Origin of the sequence: Actinobacillus vicugnae (genome assembly GCF_901687125.1) — a bacterium.
Classification (GTDB): domain Bacteria; phylum Pseudomonadota; class Gammaproteobacteria; order Enterobacterales; family Pasteurellaceae; genus Actinobacillus; species Actinobacillus vicugnae.
Map to the genome: position 1 here is coordinate 116075 of NZ_CABFJY010000022.1, position 16437 is coordinate 132511.

12 protein-coding genes are annotated in these 16437 nt (G+C 39.4%); 1 reads left to right on the forward strand and 11 read right to left on the reverse strand.

Going from position 1 to position 16437, the window contains the following annotated elements; translation table 11 throughout:
* Positions 1 to 47: 47 nt before the first annotated feature.
* From F8M47_RS06515 to F8M47_RS06530, 4 genes are all read right to left on the reverse strand, one after another.
* On the reverse strand, positions 48 to 671 hold the full coding sequence (locus F8M47_RS06515; protein WP_150539326.1) for a YfgM family protein: 624 nt from the start codon (positions 669 to 671) through the stop codon (positions 48 to 50).
* Between the two features lie 13 nt (positions 672 to 684).
* On the reverse strand, positions 685 to 1956 hold the full coding sequence (gene hisS, locus F8M47_RS06520; RefSeq protein ID WP_150539327.1) for a histidine--tRNA ligase: 1272 nt from the start codon (positions 1954 to 1956) through the stop codon (positions 685 to 687).
* A gap of 128 nt (positions 1957 to 2084) precedes the next feature.
* Positions 2085 to 3197 (reverse strand): flavodoxin-dependent (E)-4-hydroxy-3-methylbut-2-enyl-diphosphate synthase, encoded by a 1113-nt coding sequence (gene ispG, locus F8M47_RS06525; protein WP_150539328.1) that lies wholly within the window; start codon positions 3195 to 3197, stop codon positions 2085 to 2087.
* A gap of 9 nt (positions 3198 to 3206) precedes the next feature.
* Entirely contained in the window at positions 3207 to 4184 is a 978-nt protein-coding gene (locus tag F8M47_RS06530; protein WP_150539329.1) for a RodZ domain-containing protein, read from the reverse strand.
* 301 nt (positions 4185 to 4485) lie between these two features.
* Here F8M47_RS06530 and F8M47_RS06535 point away from each other — a divergent pair, with 301 nt between their 5' ends.
* Complete coding sequence (locus F8M47_RS06535) at positions 4486 to 6042, forward strand: SulP family inorganic anion transporter (RefSeq protein ID WP_150539330.1); 1557 nt, start codon at positions 4486 to 4488, stop codon at positions 6040 to 6042.
* 58 nt (positions 6043 to 6100) lie between these two features.
* On the opposite strand, the gene argH is transcribed toward F8M47_RS06535, so the two are convergent.
* The 7 genes from argH to F8M47_RS06570 all read right to left on the reverse strand — a co-directional run bounded on the left by argH (position 6101) and on the right by F8M47_RS06570 (position 16400).
* Positions 6101 to 7477: an argininosuccinate lyase gene (gene argH / locus F8M47_RS06540; RefSeq protein WP_150539331.1), complete on the reverse strand. Its 1377-nt coding sequence runs from the start codon at positions 7475 to 7477 to the stop codon at positions 6101 to 6103.
* A gap of 293 nt (positions 7478 to 7770) precedes the next feature.
* A complete protein-coding gene (locus F8M47_RS06545) occupies positions 7771 to 9114 on the reverse strand; it encodes an FAD-dependent oxidoreductase (protein WP_150539332.1) in 1344 nt (447 codons plus the stop codon).
* Between the two features lie 193 nt (positions 9115 to 9307).
* Positions 9308 to 10348 (reverse strand): Gfo/Idh/MocA family oxidoreductase, encoded by a 1041-nt coding sequence (locus tag F8M47_RS06550; protein ID WP_167509603.1) that lies wholly within the window; start codon positions 10346 to 10348, stop codon positions 9308 to 9310.
* A gap of 105 nt (positions 10349 to 10453) precedes the next feature.
* Positions 10454 to 11128 (reverse strand): UPF0149 family protein, encoded by a 675-nt coding sequence (locus tag F8M47_RS06555; RefSeq protein WP_150539333.1) that lies wholly within the window; start codon positions 11126 to 11128, stop codon positions 10454 to 10456.
* A 144-nt stretch (positions 11129 to 11272) separates the two neighbouring features.
* Positions 11273 to 13117 (reverse strand): ABC transporter ATP-binding protein, encoded by a 1845-nt coding sequence (locus tag F8M47_RS06560; RefSeq protein WP_150539334.1) that lies wholly within the window; start codon positions 13115 to 13117, stop codon positions 11273 to 11275.
* Between the two features lie 47 nt (positions 13118 to 13164).
* Complete coding sequence (gene luxS / locus F8M47_RS06565) at positions 13165 to 13674, reverse strand: S-ribosylhomocysteine lyase (protein ID WP_150539335.1); 510 nt, start codon at positions 13672 to 13674, stop codon at positions 13165 to 13167.
* A 56-nt stretch (positions 13675 to 13730) separates the two neighbouring features.
* Positions 13731 to 16400 (reverse strand): PqiB family protein, encoded by a 2670-nt coding sequence (locus F8M47_RS06570; RefSeq protein ID WP_150539390.1) that lies wholly within the window; start codon positions 16398 to 16400, stop codon positions 13731 to 13733.
* Positions 16401 to 16437: the final 37 nt, after the last annotated feature.

Sequence of the window (16437 nt, forward strand, 5' to 3'; positions counted from 1 at the left end):
TTAGACGAAGAATAAAAAATAGGACCGTATATACAGTCCCATTTCAGTTACAGATCATTTAAACGAATATCAATTAACGCCTTATCTTGTTCTGGCGCATTTTGTTTCGCTTTTTCATAAACGCTTTTTGCAGCTTCTTTATCGCCTTTTGCAACAAGAATATCACCGCTTAACACCTGTTTACGTAAATCCCAAGTTTGCTCTTGGATTTGCCCAAGTGTCGCTAAAGCTTCATCATAATTTTTTAATTGATAATCTACCGCAGCTAAACGAAAACGAATAACCGCTTGTAAAGTGCTATCTGTTGTGGCTGATAAGCTTGCTTGTAAAAGATTTTTTGCTTGTGCAAAGTCTGCTTTTTCAACTGCTTGTTTTGCTTCTTCTAATTGAGCAAAAACGGCATAGCTAGACTCTTTATGATCCGCAATAAATTTTGTTACAAGCGGTGCATTTTTAACAGGATCTTGCAAATAACTTTCCATTACACTTTGGTAAGTTGCAGAAGTATGTTGTGCAGTTTCAATTTGATGATTTTTCCAAAAATTCCAACCGAAACTCGCCACACAAGCAATGATGATCGCTACCAAAATAGGCGTACCATTTGCTTTAAACCAGCTTTTTGCTTCTTCAAATTGCTGTTCTTCTGTTTTATTTAAATATTCGTTGTTCATCTATTTTTCCTATTTAGAAACGTTTTGCTAGTTCTAAAATTAAATCTGCTTGTGCGATAGTGATTTGTTCCGCACCACTTTGCAGATCTTTAACTACAACTGTCTGCTCTGCTACTTCACTTTCACCAATCACAAGTGCAATTTGTGCTTCAACTTTATCAGCACGTTTAAATTGTTTTTTAAAATTACCACCCGAACAGTGTGTCATTACACGTAATTGCGGTAATGCTGTACGAACTTGTTCCGCAATTTGGAATGCATTTAACGTTGTGCCTTCACCTGAATACACGACATAAACATCGACTGCTTTTGGTAAATTAATTTCTTTATTTACTTCTTGCACGAGTAACACTAAACGCTCTAAGCCCATGGCAAAGCCAACACCTTGCGTTGCGTGTCCGCCTAATTGCTCAACTAAACCATCATAGCGTCCACCGCCACATACTGTACCTTGTGAACCAAGTGCCGAAGTAACCCATTCAAATACAGTTTTGTTGTAATAATCTAAGCCACGAACTAATTTAGGATTTACTTCATAAGCAATACCCATTGCATCTAATAAGCTACAAAGTTGTGCGAAATGCTCACGGCTATCGTCATCTAAGTAATCTAATAATTTAGGTGCATCATTTAATACTTCTTGCAACGCTTGGTTTTTGGTATCCAAAATACGTAATGGATTTTTTACTAAACGTTCTTTTTCTTCATCGTTCATTAAAGCGGTGTAATTTTCTAAGAATTTTACCAATGCTGAACGATAATTCGCACGTGCTTCAAGTGAACCAATTGAGTTTAGTTGTAAAGAAACGTGCTGATCAATACCTAATTCTTTCCATAAACGAGCGGTTAAAATAATTAACTCCGCATCAATTTCAGGATTTGGAATACCGAAGACTTCTACGCCAGCTTGGTGAAATTGACGATAGCGACCTTTTTGTGGACGTTCATGACGGAACATTGGACCCATATACCATAAACGCTGTTCATTATTGTAAATCCAACCACGTTCAATTGCCGCTCTGACACAACCTGCCGTGCCTTCTGGACGTAAAGTAAGTTGTTCATCATTGTCCCAGAAAGTGTACATCTCTTTTGAAACCACATCTGTTACTTCACCAATTGCACGTGCAAAAAGTGGTGTGCTTTCTACAATTGGCATACGTACTTCAGAATAGCCATAGCCTGCTAATACGTTACGTACTTTAGTTTCAATCCACTGCCATAATGGAGATTCAGTTGGAGAGCAATCATTCATACCGCGGATTGCTTGAATATTTTTAGCCACGTTGTTTTCCTTTTATTACGCTAAAACCACGGATAACATAAATGCACACGAATGGTAAATTTTTAAGAAAATTTGACCGCTTGTTTACAACAAGCCTCGTAAATTTATGTAACCCGTGGTTATTAAAATTAAATTTGTTCTACTTGAATTCGGTTGTGCTGTTCTGCAACACGCGCACGAATTTTTGCTTCGAGCTGATCGATTAATTTTTCATTATCGAAACGTTCTTTTTGGCGTATGCCATCAAGATAAAAACCGCTCATTTTATTTGAGCCTGTTACACCTAAATCTGAAATCAACGCTTCGCCTGGCCCGTTTACAACACAGCCGATAATTGATACATCCATCGGAGTCAAAATATCTTCTAAGCGCTGTTCTAATGCATTCACCGTTGCTATCACATCAATTTCTTGGCGTGAGCAAGTGGGACAAGCGATAAAGTTAATGCCTCGAGAGCGAATACGTAACGATTTTAAAATATCGAAACCTACTTTCACTTCCTCAACAGGATCGGCAGCTAATGAAATACGTAATGTATCGCCAATCCCTTCTGAAAGTAATAAGCCTAAGCCGACCGCCGATTTTACCGAACCTGCACGAGCACCACCTGCTTCGGTGATACCTAAATGCAATGGCTGGATAATTTGTTTTGCTAACAAGCGGTAAGATTCGACCGCTAAGAATACATCAGACGCTTTCACGCTTACTTTAAAGTTCTCAAAGTTGAAGCGATCTAAAATATCTACATGACGTAATGCTGATTCGAGCAACGCTTGCGGTGTTGGCTCACCGTATTTCTCTTGAAGATCGCGTTCAAGTGAGCCTGCATTTACGCCAATTCGAATCGGAATATTTTTATCTTTCGCACAATCTACCACTGCACGAATGCGTTCTTCGTTACCGATATTACCTGGGTTGATACGCAAGCAGTCTACGCCATATTCTGCGACTTTTAACGCAATACGATAATCAAAATGAATATCTGCCACCAATGGCACATTCACTTGTTGTTTAATTACTTTAAACGCTTCCGCCGCATCCATCGTTGGTACAGAAACACGCACGATGTCAGCACCAACACGCTCTAATGCCTTAATTTGCGCAACCGTTGCTTCGACATCGGTGGTTCGAGTATTGGTCATTGATTGTACTGAAATCGGCGCATCACCACCGACTGCAACTTTACCGACCCAAATTTTCTTCGATTCACGACGTTTAATTGGCGATTGATGAATTGACATTTTCAATCCTTATTGTGCTAAAGGTAAACGGATTCGAGCAACACGCCCATCGATTTTCAGAGGCACTTCTTGCCCTTTGTAGTAAAGTTTTACGTTTGCTGGCGCACCGATGGTTAAACGATATTGTTCGTTGCCATTAAATGTTAAAACTTCACCGTTAGCATATAATTTTTCAGCTAAACTTTTCTTGCTGTTTGCCCCTTTTACGGTGATCCAGCTTTCTTTACCTGTAATTTCAATACGTAACTCATCGTTACCAACTGTAGGTTGTTCAGTTGCAGGCGTTGCAACTTCCGCTTCAGTATTGGTCTGTTGTAACACGTTTATGGCTTCAGTCGGTTGCTCTGTGCTGGTCGCTGTTTCTGATTGAGCTGCCACTGGCGCAGTTTCGGCTACTGGTGTTACAGCTGGAGCTTCAACAGCTTTTACTTCTTCAACCACTGCAGGCGTGATTGGTTGAACTGCTGGAGCAGACTGAGGAGCAACCTCAACTGCTGCTTGTGTTGTTATTGGCGCTGATGCAACTTCAACGGGGGTTGATCTAATCACAAATTGGTCACGGTTTTCTTGTTCTTTTTGGTAATCTTGCCACCACCAAAGTAAGGTCATGCCCGCTGCACCTAATAACACTAAAATAGTTAAATATTTCATCCATTGGGTTTGTGATTTTTGAATCGCTTTTGGTGAAGGGGTTTTAACCACTTCTTTTGGAATTGTCACTTCGCCATAATTCACACTTGAAACAAGCTCTTCTGGCAAACGGAGAAAACGTAAATAGTTACGAACATAACCACGCACAAAGGTTGGTGCTACGTTTTGTAAAATGAAAATATCGCTTTCTAATGCTTCAATATGCGATTTTTTTAGATTAGTTTTTTTAGCAACATCTTCAACGCTTAAATTTAAGGCTTCACGTGCTTGTTTTATCTTTTGCCCTAATGAACGAGCCTCTTGATTTTCTTGTGTTGAATTGATTGATTCAGTCATAACTAAACTCTTGGTTGAAAATTACAAAAAATTATTCGAAAGTTTAAAGATGTAGCGCCTGTTTTGCAATCTTAACAAGCAAATTCACGCAAAAATTTTGTTCACTACGCCAAATTTTTTGAACAAGCGGGCAAATTTAGCCATTTTTCTTACACATTTTAAAAATAAATCTCATGTTCTCTGACATAAACCAAAGTTTATCTAAAGAATGAGGTATAAAATAGCTTTTAAGCTGTTTGCTCAAAACAGCGGATTTGATCAAAATAATTTCATTAAAATAAGTAATAAAGTGGTATTCGCAATGATTTCTGAAAAAAATAGAGAACGGTTGTTCAAGCAAAATTTTTCCTCTGGTTTAGTCGTATTTTTAGTTGCTTTGCCTTTATGTTTAGGGATTGCACTTGCATCGGGCGCCCCACCATTGTCAGGAATTATTTCAGGAGTGATTGGCGGTATTGTAATTGGCTTGCTAAGTACATCGCATATTAGCGTTGCGGGACCTGCGGCTGGGTTGGTGGCGATTGTATTGGCCACAATTAATCAATTAGGTAGTTTCGAACTCTTTTTGTGTGCAGGCATCGTAGCTGGCGCACTACAATTGATACTAGGATTTCTAAGAGCAGGCAGTATTACTAATTATATTCCCGTTGCAGTGATTGAAGGAATGCTTGCGGGCATTGGTATTCTGATTATTGTTTCACAATTGCCTTATGCGCTCGGTAATAAACACGTTTTTGCTGAACTTACCCAAAGCCATTTAAATATTCATTTGGGGGCATTACTGATTACACTTATTTCGTTGTTTATTATGTTAGCCTGGGACAGTTCAGCACGTTTGAAAAAGTTGAAAATGTTACCCTCAGCACTTGTTGCAGTAATAGTCAGCATTGGTGTGAATCAACTTTTTATTGCTATCAGTAGCCATTTAGCCATTCCAAGTTCACAATTAGTACAGTTGCCTATTGCTCATAATTGGCAAGAAATGTCCCATTTGATCGTATTACCTGATTTTAGTGGTTTTACTTCGCCTATCGTTTGGATCACTGGTGCTACAATGGCAGTGGTTGCTTCAATTGAAACGCTACTTTCGATTGAAGCGGCAGATCGGTTAGATTGCAAACGAAGAATCACCGATACCAATCAAGAATTGCGTGCACAAGGCGTAGGAAATGTCGTTTCAGCAGTATTAGGCGGTTTGCCAATCACGGCGGTGATCGTTCGCTCATCCGCCAATGCGAATGCAGGGGCAACTCATAAATTATCCAGTGTGATCCACGGTATTTTGCTGTTAGTTTGTGTATTGGTGATCCCGAGTATTTTGAATCAGATTCCACTTGCCACGCTTTCTGCCGTGTTAATTTTGGTCGGTTATAAATTGGCTCGTCCAACTATTTTCAAACATTTTTGGCATAAAGGCGTTTATCAATTTATTCCATTTGTCACAACTGCTGTTGCTGTGGTCGCTTTTGATTTACTTAAAGGCGTTGGATTGGGATTGGTGATAAGTATTTTGTTTATTCTACAGGGCAATATGAAAAGAGCTTATTATTTAAGTCGTGAAGAATTAGCAGATGCGAATTACATTAAAATGCAATTGTCAGAAGAAGTTTCATTTTTGAACAAAGCAGCCATTAAAAAGACGCTAAAAAATATCCGCCCAAATTCCAAAGTGATTATTGATGCCTCCCGCACCTCTTATATCGCTTCAGATGTCCTAGAACTGATTGAAGATTTTGCTAATATTACCGCTCGTGAAAATCATATTCGAGTTTATTTAAAGGGATTTAAATCGGATTACAATAACCAAGAAATTAACCACGCAAGCCATGTAAAAGTAGAACACGGTAGCCGTATCTAAAAGTAGACAAGCGGTCTAATTTTGCAAAAAATGACGAAATTAGACCGCTTGGTTTTATTTATGCACCTAAATTTTGTTTAGCTGCTTCAATTGCTTCACGTACACGTTCTGGGTTTACCCCACCTTTTGCACTACGTTTTTCTAAGCAAGATGCTAAAGAAAGAATCGGATAAACATCTTCATCAATCACTGAATGGAATTGCTTGAATTCTGCCACATTCAACGCTTCTAATGGCGCACGTTTGCTGATTGCATAAACCACCGCTTCGCCTACAATATGATGTGCTTCACGGAATGGAATGCCTTTCGCTACTAAGTAATCCGCCAACTCTGTTGCGTTTGAGTAGCCTTGTTGTGCTGCTTCACGGGTACGTTCTACGTTTACATTAATGTCTTCAAGCACTAATGCCCCGATTTCTAAACAAGCCTGCCACGTTTCCATGGCATCAAAAATGCCTTCCTTATCTTCTTGCATATCTTTGTTATACGCCAGCGGTAAGCCTTTGAGCGTAGTTAATAATCCTGATAATGCACCGAATACACGTCCTGATTTACCACGGATTAACTCACACGCATCTGGGTTTTTCTTTTGTGGCATTAATGATGAACCAGAAGTTACACGGTCTGATAATTCTAAGAATGCAGATTCACCGCTATTGAAGAAAATCAGATCTTCGGCAAAACGAGATAAATGCACCATACTGATTGAAGCGATAGAAAGTAGCTCCAAGACATGATCTCGATCTGATACCGAATCTAAACTGTTGCGTGTACCAATAGTAAAACCAAGATCTTGCGCTAACGCATCACGATCGATTGAATAGGCTGTACCTGCTAATGCGCCTGAGCCTAATGGGCAAGTATGCATACGTTTATAAGCATCAGTTAAACGGTTGAAATCACGTTCTAACATTTCATAATACGCCATACACCAATGAGCAAAAGTAATTGGCTGTGCACGTTGTAAATGGGTATAACCTGGCATAACTGCATTTTGATTTGCTTCGGCAGTTTCTACCAATTTATGTTGCAAGTTGCGAATACGCTCTTGTAAAACAACCGCTTGCACCTTACACCACATTTTCATGTCGACCGCAACTTGGTCGTTACGGCTTCGTCCTGTGTGTAATTTTTTGCCTAAATCACCTACTTTTTCGATCAGTTTTGACTCCACCCAACTGTGAATATCTTCCGCATCATCACGTAAAATAATCGCAATATTTGGCTCAATTTCTGCTCGTAGTTCTTTGAGTGCAACCACTAATTGTTGATATTCTTGCTCGGTTAAAATGCCTACCGAAGTAATGGCTTTCGCCCAACCGATTGAGCCATCAATATCTTGTAATGCTAAACGGTAGTCAAAACGTAATGAGTCGTTGAAAAATTTAAATTTTGCGTCAGCTTCTTGTTTAAAACGTCCACCCCAAAGTGCCATATTGTGTTCCTTTTGCTGCTTAAATCTTATTGAAAAATGTCCTGTACATCTGAATAACGCTATTTTGCATAAATATGCAAAATTATTCAATAATTATTTATTGTAAGCGGTTAAATTTACACGCTTTTTTACCATTTGTCTTTTTTATATACAAAGATATATAAATTTAGGTGAGTTAGCTAGAGAGATCAAGTGCTTTGCGCCGATTTAAAAAACAAGCGGCCAAATTTCCGAAAATTTTGCAAAATTCAAGAGAAATTTGACCGCTTATTAAAAGCTATAATGCTTAAATATCAAGCAAATAAATCGTTTAAACCTTCGATCATCGTTGGGTGAGTAAAGATCTGATTTTTTATATAGCTCGCTGGAATGTTGTAGTCGATTGCCATTTTAAATAGATTAATGATTTCATGTGCCTCAGCACAGAACAATGTTACGCCTAAAATTTCGTCTGTATCCGCATCAATCACCGCTTTCAATAAGCCATCTGTTTGAGCCAATACTTTCGCCTTTGGAATTGCCTCGGCTTTCATTTTTTTAACAATAATATTGCGCCCTGATTGTTGAGCAGCACTTTCAGTCAAGCCGATATGCGCAAATGGAGGCTCTGTAAAAACTGCAGTAGGAAATTGCACACGATCATCACGGCTACGCTTACCTTCTGCGAATAACTGATCTCGCACAATACGATAATCGTCTAGTGAGATATAGGTAAATTGTGCCGAACCTGCCACATCACCCATTGCCCAAATATGAGATTTACCCGCTACACGCAATTTTTCGTCAGTCACAATTGCGCCTCGTGTATTTAACTCAATGCCTGCATTTTCAAGTTTTAAACCTTCCGTATTAGCATGACGTCCAATCGCTACCAACACCGCATCAGCCATAAATTCACCCTGATTGGTTTGTACTGTAGTCGCTTCTGCATTTTCAATAAAACGTTCGACTTTTACACCTAAATGCACTTGGATACCTTTACGATTCAGTACATCTAACATGGCTTCTGCCATATCACGATCTTCTCTCTCTAAGAAAATCTCACCCTGTTCTAAAATAGTTACTTGACTACCAAATGCTTGATACATAAAGGCAAATTCCAATGAAATATAACCGCCTCCCACAATTACTAAACGATCTGGGCGTTCTGTTAAAGAGAGAATATCAGTACTGTCATAAATTCGTGCGCCCGATGCACCTTCAATGCTTAAGCGATTTGAACTTGCACCTGTATTAATAAAAATTTTATCAGCTCGCACTTCAAATTCGCCCTCTGCTCCGCTTAGCCATAACGTATGTTCATCTTTAAAGCTAGCTTTTGCAGTAATAATACGCACATTTTCAAGATTGGCTAACTTCGCAAAATTTGCGGCTCTTAATTTCTCAATTAAACCATTTTTGGCGGTCATAGATTGGCTAAATAGTTGTGGTTTATCCGCAATATTTTGCCCTTTTTGCCCTTCAACTAAGAGTTTTTTAGAAGGAATACAACCAATATTAATGCAAGTTCCGCCATACATTGCTTCACTTTGCTCAACCAAAATCACGGATTGCCCCGCTTTAGCTAAATCTGCGGCTAAAGTTTTTCCCGCTTTACCAAACCCAATCACTAAATTCTGAACGATAAGTTGTTGCATAAAATATCCTTAAATCTATTAATTAATTGCTTTTATAAGTCACAATCTATAAATAAATCTTACATTTTTTGATATAAATATTGTAGATAACAGATAAGTGTTCAAATAAAAACCACAGAATAGTTGGTTTCTCTATTCTGTGGTTTTATACATTACAAATTTCAGCCCAAATTTGACCGCTTGTCCCTTTCAATTAAAGGGGGATTTTCTGTCCCTTTTCGGCACTTTCAAACGCAGCTTCGATAATTTGTAACACGAGCGCTACTTCGGTGAGTTTTACTAGGGGGGCGCTACCTTGGGTAAGCGTTTGGTATAAATCATCAATTAGATTTTGATAGCTGGCTTTAACATTTGGATACGGTTTGCGTACGACTTCGCCATCAATCTCAGTATGCAATATGCCCCATTCTGTTTCTGGCTCGGCATACCAATTCCCAACAGGGCTGACACCTTTACTTAAATGCGATTCTTGGCTATCGACATTCTTTTTCATGTAAGAACCATTTTTGCCATGTAATGCAAAAGCGAAGCTTGGTTCTCTAGCATATTTTGAGGCTTGAAGCGCCACTTTTAAGCCATTTGCGTAGTAAAGATGTAAGTCAAAATTATCATCCACTAAGGCATTATCATGCTGATAACGAATATCGGCAAACACGGCTTGTGGTTTGCCAAATAGATAGACTGTTTGGTCAATCAAATGGACGCCTAAATCGTACACGAGTCCTGTGCCACGATCGCCTGCTTCTTTCCATGCTTTAGCATTCTTTTCTTTGGCATAGCGTTCAAAACGAATTTCACAATCTACAATTTCACCTAATAGGTTTTGCGAGATAATTTCTTTTGCAGTGGCAATATTGCTATCCCAACGGCGATTTTGATAAACATACAACACCCGTTCGCATTGTTTCGCAAGTTGAGCGAGCTCCTGCGCTTGTGCCGAGGTTGCCACCAATGGTTTTTCCACTAGCACATGTTTACCTGCCAACAATGCACTTTTCACCATATCGTAATGAGTTTGATTTGGGGTGGTAATCAACACTAAATCAATTTCATTACTCAATAATGCATCAAAACTACGTACAATTTCTACATCAGGCAACCACTGTTGGGCATTGTTTGATGTGCGTTCAAATACTTTCACAATTTGAAAACGAGGGTCTTGTTTAAAAAAAGGAATGTGAAAAACACGGCTTGAATACCCCGCACCAGCTAGCGCAATATTGATTGATTTCATCAGTTTTCTCCTCTGCAAATATAGATGGCATTCTAAGACAAGCGGGCAAATTTAGCTAATTTTTTGCAAAAAATAACCGCACCTTTTACAAGGTGCGGTGAGAGATCATTTATTCATGCAACATTTTTTGTATTTTTTACCACTTCCGCACGGGCAGGGCTCATTTACGCCTACTTTCTTTTGCTTTACATATGGCTGTGGTTTTTCTAAAAGTGGCGCATCTTGATTGACTTGCTCAAAAATCGCAAGCGATGCATCACGGATTGCTTTTTCAATTTTACGTTGTTCTTCAAGTGGAGGTAGTTGCTCGGCATAACTAGATTTAGCATGCTGTTCAATAAAAGCAAAATGTGGTTGAATTTGTTCAGATAAATTTTGCCAATTCGCCACCATTGTGCCAACAATATAACCACCACACCAAGGTGAAACTACCACCAGTTTACGGCGACCGACGCGCTCTTCCCAAAAAATAGGATGATACTCTTTTTTGTCATTTAATAAGGTTTGCGCAAGGTTGTTGTAGTGGCGAGAAACGAGTTCAATAAATTGTTTTGAACGTTTATCTTCTAAATCAGGCACATCGTGATTAAATAAAATCGGTAGCCAATCCGTCATGGCTGGTATATTTACTGAAGATAAAATAGCGGTTAAAAAACCATCTAATTCTGAAACGTTTAATAAAATCGCTTCTTCATCACCTTTATTAGCATACGAAAATAGTAGCTCATCCAGTAATTCAAATTCTTCACTGGTTAAAGGTGCGATTGATGTAGCGTTCATTATCTCTCCTATTATTGGGCTTATGACCTTAAAAATTTAAGGTGCGTATTATGTATTTTTTGTGGGAATAGTCATTCTTGAAAGAGTAAGCGGTCAGATTTGCGAAATTTCCTACAAATTTGACCGCTTGTCATAGGTGAGAACTTAGTGAATATCATCCGCTAAGAAACCACCACTTTGGTGTGCCCAAAGTTTGGCGTATACACCATTTTGTGCCAGTAATTCTTCATGGCTACCTTGTTCGACAATTTCACCTTTATCAAGCACAATGAGTCTGTCCATTGCCATAATGGTTGAAAGTCGGTGGGCAATAGCGACCACAGTTTTGCCATTCATTAGTTCAGTTAAGTTTTCTTGAATTGCCGCTTCTACTTCTGAATCTAGCGCACTGGTTGCTTCGTCCAGTAATAAAATTGGTGCATCTTTTAACATCACTCGTGCAATCGCAATACGCTGGCGTTGACCGCCTGAAAGCTTCACGCCTCGCTCACCAACATGCGCATCTAGCCCTGTTCTGCCTTTTGCATCTTGCAAATTCGGGATAAATTCTGCGGCAGCGGCTTTTTCAATCGCTTTTAACATTTCCGCCTCGCTTGCCTGCGGGCGACCGTAAAGCAAGTTTTCACGTACTGAACGATGTAATAACGAGGTATCTTGCGTCACTAAACCTATTTGCGAGCGAAGGCTCTCTTGGGTAATGTCACGCACATTTTGTCCGTCAATCGTGATAGCACCGTCTTGAATATCGTAAAAACGCAATAATAAGTTGGTAAGTGTAGATTTACCTGCACCGCTTCGCCCAACTAAGCCGACTTTTTCACCTGCTTTAATGGTTAATTCAAAATCTTTCAGCAATGGCTTTTTCGGATCATAGGCAAAATTAACATGCTCAAATTTGATTTCACCTTTTGTTACTTCAAGCGGTTTCGCATTAGCCTTATCCACCACGGTATGAGGTTTAGATAGGGTCTGCATCCCGTCTTGTACTGTGCCTAGATTTTCGAATAAACGGGCAAATTCCCACATAATCCATTGTGATAAACCTTTAATGCGTAGCGCAAGTGCTGTTGAAGTAGCAATTGCACCCGCTGTAACTAGTTCTACGCTCCATAGCCATAAGCCGATCCCTGCAGTTGCCACAATTAACCCAATACTCATTGCATTAGTCAGCGTTTCTATCACGGTAACTAAACGCATTTGTTTATGCACTGTTACCATAAACTCCTGCATAGATTCTTTGGCATAGGCTGATTCACGATTGCCGTGCGAGAACAGTTTTACTGTTGCAATATTTGAATAAGCATCAGTAATTCTTCCTGTCATTAAACTACGCGCATCTGATTGTTCTTGGGCGGCTTCAGCAAGTTTTGGCACAAAGATACGAATGGTCACTGCTAGTGCAATTATCCACAAGATAAATGGCACAAATAACCAGCCATCAAATTGCAATAAAATAACACTTGAAGTCGTAAGATAAACTGCGACATAAACCAACATATCTGCACAAGTCATCACAACATCACGCACAGCAAGTGCGGTTTGCATGACTTTGGCAGAAACGCGTCCTGCAAATTCATCTTGGTAAAATCCCATGCTTTGTCCAAGCATTAAGCGGTGGAAATTCCAACGCAAGCGCATTGGAAATACGCCTTGTAATGACTGAAAACGGATACTACTTGCGAGAAATACAAAAAGAATGCCGAGTAAAGCAACCAAAAACATTCCAATAATATTACTGCTTTTCTCTGCCCAAAGTTTGGTAGGTGAATATTGGGCAACCCAATCGACTAATTCCCCCATAAATTGGAATAATACTGCTTCAATAATACCGACTGCAGCTACTAAAATAGTTAAAACAACTAGGTAGCTTCGCATACCTTTTGTTGCTTCAAAAATAAACGGGATAATGCCCGTTCTGGGGGTTTTAGGGGCATCTTCTGGATAAGTCTCAATGCGAGCCTCAAACCAGTTGAAAATTTTATTTAACATTTTTGCTTTCCTAAAATAAGGGACGCCTATTGCGCCCCTAAAAACAATTATGGATTTAATAATTTTTCGTCAAGCGCTAAATCTTCATTACGATTTACACCAATGCCCTTCGCTAATACATCACGAGCAATTTGGTGTGCTTCTTCCAGTGAATGCTCCTTGTAAGAACCACATTGGTATTCATTTAACTCTGGAATTTTTGACATATCTGGCACTTTATTAAGTGCATCTTCCATTGATTTAGTCCACGCTGAAACGACTTCGGCTTCGCTTGGTGTACCGATTAATGACATATAAAAACCTGTACGGCAACCCATTGGTGAAATATCAATAATTTCTACGTTTGCGCTATTTAAGTGATCACGCATAAAGCCCGCGAATAAGTGTTCCATTGTGTGGATACCACGCACAGGTAAAATATCAATATTTGGACGGCAGAAGCGTAAATCGAATACAGTGATCGTATCACCTTTCGGGGTTGTCATTGTTTTTGCCACACGCACAGCAGGGGCATTCATACGAGTGTGATCAACTTTAAAGCTATCTAATAAAGGCATTTTATACTCCAATTTGAAATTTAAAACGGGGCAAATGTTGCCCCTGATTCTGAAAATTATTCAGCGATTCCTTGATCCCATTCAGGCGCTTCTTGTGGGATCTTACGTTGTAATAAGAAATGGCGATTTGGTTTCGCCTGTGGCTGAACCACCCTGCCTGAAGGGGTTGAGAACGCAATCCCGCCTTTTAATAGTTGAGACATTGTTCCTGAATTCATACTCACACCTTGTAAGCTAACATCCATCGTGTAGCCTGAAGATGCCCAGAATTCTGTGTTATTACGCACTAAGTGCTGATATTTATTCTCAATACTCAAATGGATCATCACTCGGTCGCCCAATTCACTTAAATTTAAGCGTTTTACGATTCCCACTTGCATACCTCGATAAAGCACTGGCGCATCCACTTCAATACCTCGTGCATCACTGGTCTCCACAATTACAGGGAAACCATTTGCATAAGTCGTACTATTATTATCGGTGTCGTTTAAACTAAACTGCGTTTTGCGATTACCCGTGCCAGCCTCTACATTAATGTAGTTTTGCAATGCTGCATCAATATTTTTCACACCGCTAGTCGTTATTTCAGGTGAAATCGCACTGAATCGGCTGCCTTCTTTGGCTACTAGCGCATAGTATTGGCTATCAATATAAGCGGTCGCTTTTATCTGTTTTTTTGCATTTTGCAATTCAAGCGATTCAATCTGACCGATCACTAAGCCCATATATTTGATGTCCATACCTTGTGAAAGTTTGGAAGCATCTTTCGCAATCAAGGTAATACGCGTATTGCCCGAAGTCGCTTTGGCTTGGCTGGCATATAAGGTTTTATCGCCTTTTGAACCGCCATTATCAAAGCTAATCGCACCTTTTAGCGTTCGCATAAGCGGTGCGGCTTGTAAGTTTAACCCTTTCATTGAAAGCTCAGCAGAAACTGCAGCCTCAACCCAGAAGCGGCTTTTTTCAGTCAGTAAATGGCGATAACTTGGCTCAATAAATAAGTCCACTTCAAAGCTATTTTTTTGCGGGCGCACTTTTAGCACTTCACCAATTTGGAAATTGCGATAAAGCACTACTGAGCCTTTATCAATGCCTGCTAAATTTTTAGCTGATAAGGTTAGTGTTGTTTTTTTATGCGCATCAACAATGCCTGCTTCTGCGCTTTCCACATCTTTGTAAAGTGGATATTGCTTTTTCGCTTCGCCTTGTGCTTTACCCGTCAATAAGCGAATACCACCTTTGAGCCAATCACTCGGTGCGCCAGCTTGCACCCGCATTCCGTCTAAACCAACTGAAACATCTAAATTAGAAATTGCAACAAATTTGCTATTTCCAGCCACTAAATGGCGGTAAGGTGGATAAATGATGCCTTGGAACGTTACGCCATCTAAGGTTAATTTACGTTTTAGTAACTCACCAATTTGCACATCATTGTAATAAATGCCTTGCCCTTGATCGACACTATAGGATTGTGAAGCAGTAAAAGTTAAAGCTAATAAATGCGGATTCGAAAGCAGATAATCTGCTTCCTTTTGCACCACAAATTCTAGTTTTGGCTCGCCTTTTCCGGCTTCAATATCAAAGTAAATACCACGGAAAAGCTCTCCAATTTTACTAATTTGCTCTTTATTCAGATTGAATTTCGGCTCTTTTAATAAAATTTTACTGTCTTGGCGTAACAATTCGGTATGATTCGGATCGATCAACAATATGCCTTTCAACATACCCTTTTCTTGGTGGTTTCCAGTTTGTTTTTCCGTATTATCTTTGGGTGGTGTATTAATTTCTAAATTAGAGAGTACCCCAATTTGCATATTTTGATAGAACACAGGCGTTTCATTTACTTTTAGGTTTGAAACCATCGGTAAGGTTACTTTAACTTCTGTACCACGTTTTGCCGTAGTTAAATTTTCATAAAGTTGGAATTTTTGTCCTTGCTCCGCTTGTGCTGAATCATCAGGCGAATCAAATGCCACTGCGCCTTGAACTACCGAGGCTAGGCTATCCACATTTACCGATAAACCACTCAGCCCAACATCGGCACTAATACCGCTAATATTCCAGAAATGTGAATTTTGTTTAACTAAATTCGCATACTTTTTATCAATAACTGCGTCAATTTCCACTTTTTTCTGATCATTGGTAAAACGGTAATCAGCAATGCTACCAACAGGTACTTTACGGAAATAAACACTTGCACCCACAGTAATCGAACCTAAATCATTCGAAATCAAACGAACCAGTAAATCGCCATCAGTTACAGTAACCGCAGGTGGCTCTTCTTCGGCAATAAATTCATTTGAGCTTTTGCCCTCACCAGGTAATAACGTAATGTAGTTACCCGAAACCAGTGCATCTAACCCAGATACTCCTGCAAGTGAGGCGCTTGGCTTAACCAACCAAAATTTTGTGTCATTACGCAATACACTTTTTGCTTCTGGGTTGATTTCTGCCTGTACTTCTACTTTTTTTAGATCATCAACGAAATATACTTTTTTAACCTGGCCAATTTGCAAACCTTGATAGCGAATAATGGTTTTACCTGCAGTAATGCCATCACCTTCATTAAAGCGAATGGTGATCATTTCTCCACGCTCTTTTAAAATCTGGAAAAACAATAGGCCACCAATAAAAAAAGCAACAATAGGCAACAACCAAAATGGTGAAATTTTGCGAGGTTGGCGTACCTTGGCTGGTACGGCGTTTAAAGTATTTTCTTCTATCATATCGTGCATTAATCTCGATAAATTTAAGCTGTTACTT

What these genes read in the sequence shown, in the direction of transcription:
- luxS (WP_150539335.1), bottom strand. Translation starts at nt 13,674, where the DNA reads ATGCCTTTATTAGATAGCTTTAAAGTTGATCACACTCGTATGAATGCC.
- F8M47_RS06550 (WP_167509603.1), bottom strand. Translation starts at nt 10,348, where the DNA reads ATGAAATCAATCAATATTGCGCTAGCTGGTGCGGGGTATTCAAGCCGT.
- F8M47_RS06535 (WP_150539330.1), top strand. Translation starts at nt 4,486, where the DNA reads ATGATTTCTGAAAAAAATAGAGAACGGTTGTTCAAGCAAAATTTTTCC.
- F8M47_RS06570 (WP_150539390.1), bottom strand. Translation starts at nt 16,400, where the DNA reads ATGATAGAAGAAAATACTTTAAACGCCGTACCAGCCAAGGTACGCCAA.
- F8M47_RS06530 (WP_150539329.1), bottom strand. Translation starts at nt 4,184, where the DNA reads ATGACTGAATCAATCAATTCAACACAAGAAAATCAAGAGGCTCGTTCA.
- ispG (WP_150539328.1), bottom strand. Translation starts at nt 3,197, where the DNA reads ATGTCAATTCATCAATCGCCAATTAAACGTCGTGAATCGAAGAAAATT.
- F8M47_RS06545 (WP_150539332.1), bottom strand. Translation starts at nt 9,114, where the DNA reads ATGCAACAACTTATCGTTCAGAATTTAGTGATTGGGTTTGGTAAAGCG.
- F8M47_RS06515 (WP_150539326.1), bottom strand. Translation starts at nt 671, where the DNA reads ATGAACAACGAATATTTAAATAAAACAGAAGAACAGCAATTTGAAGAA.
- F8M47_RS06555 (WP_150539333.1), bottom strand. Translation starts at nt 11,128, where the DNA reads ATGAACGCTACATCAATCGCACCTTTAACCAGTGAAGAATTTGAATTA.
- F8M47_RS06560 (WP_150539334.1), bottom strand. Translation starts at nt 13,117, where the DNA reads ATGTTAAATAAAATTTTCAACTGGTTTGAGGCTCGCATTGAGACTTAT.
- argH (WP_150539331.1), bottom strand. Translation starts at nt 7,477, where the DNA reads ATGGCACTTTGGGGTGGACGTTTTAAACAAGAAGCTGACGCAAAATTT.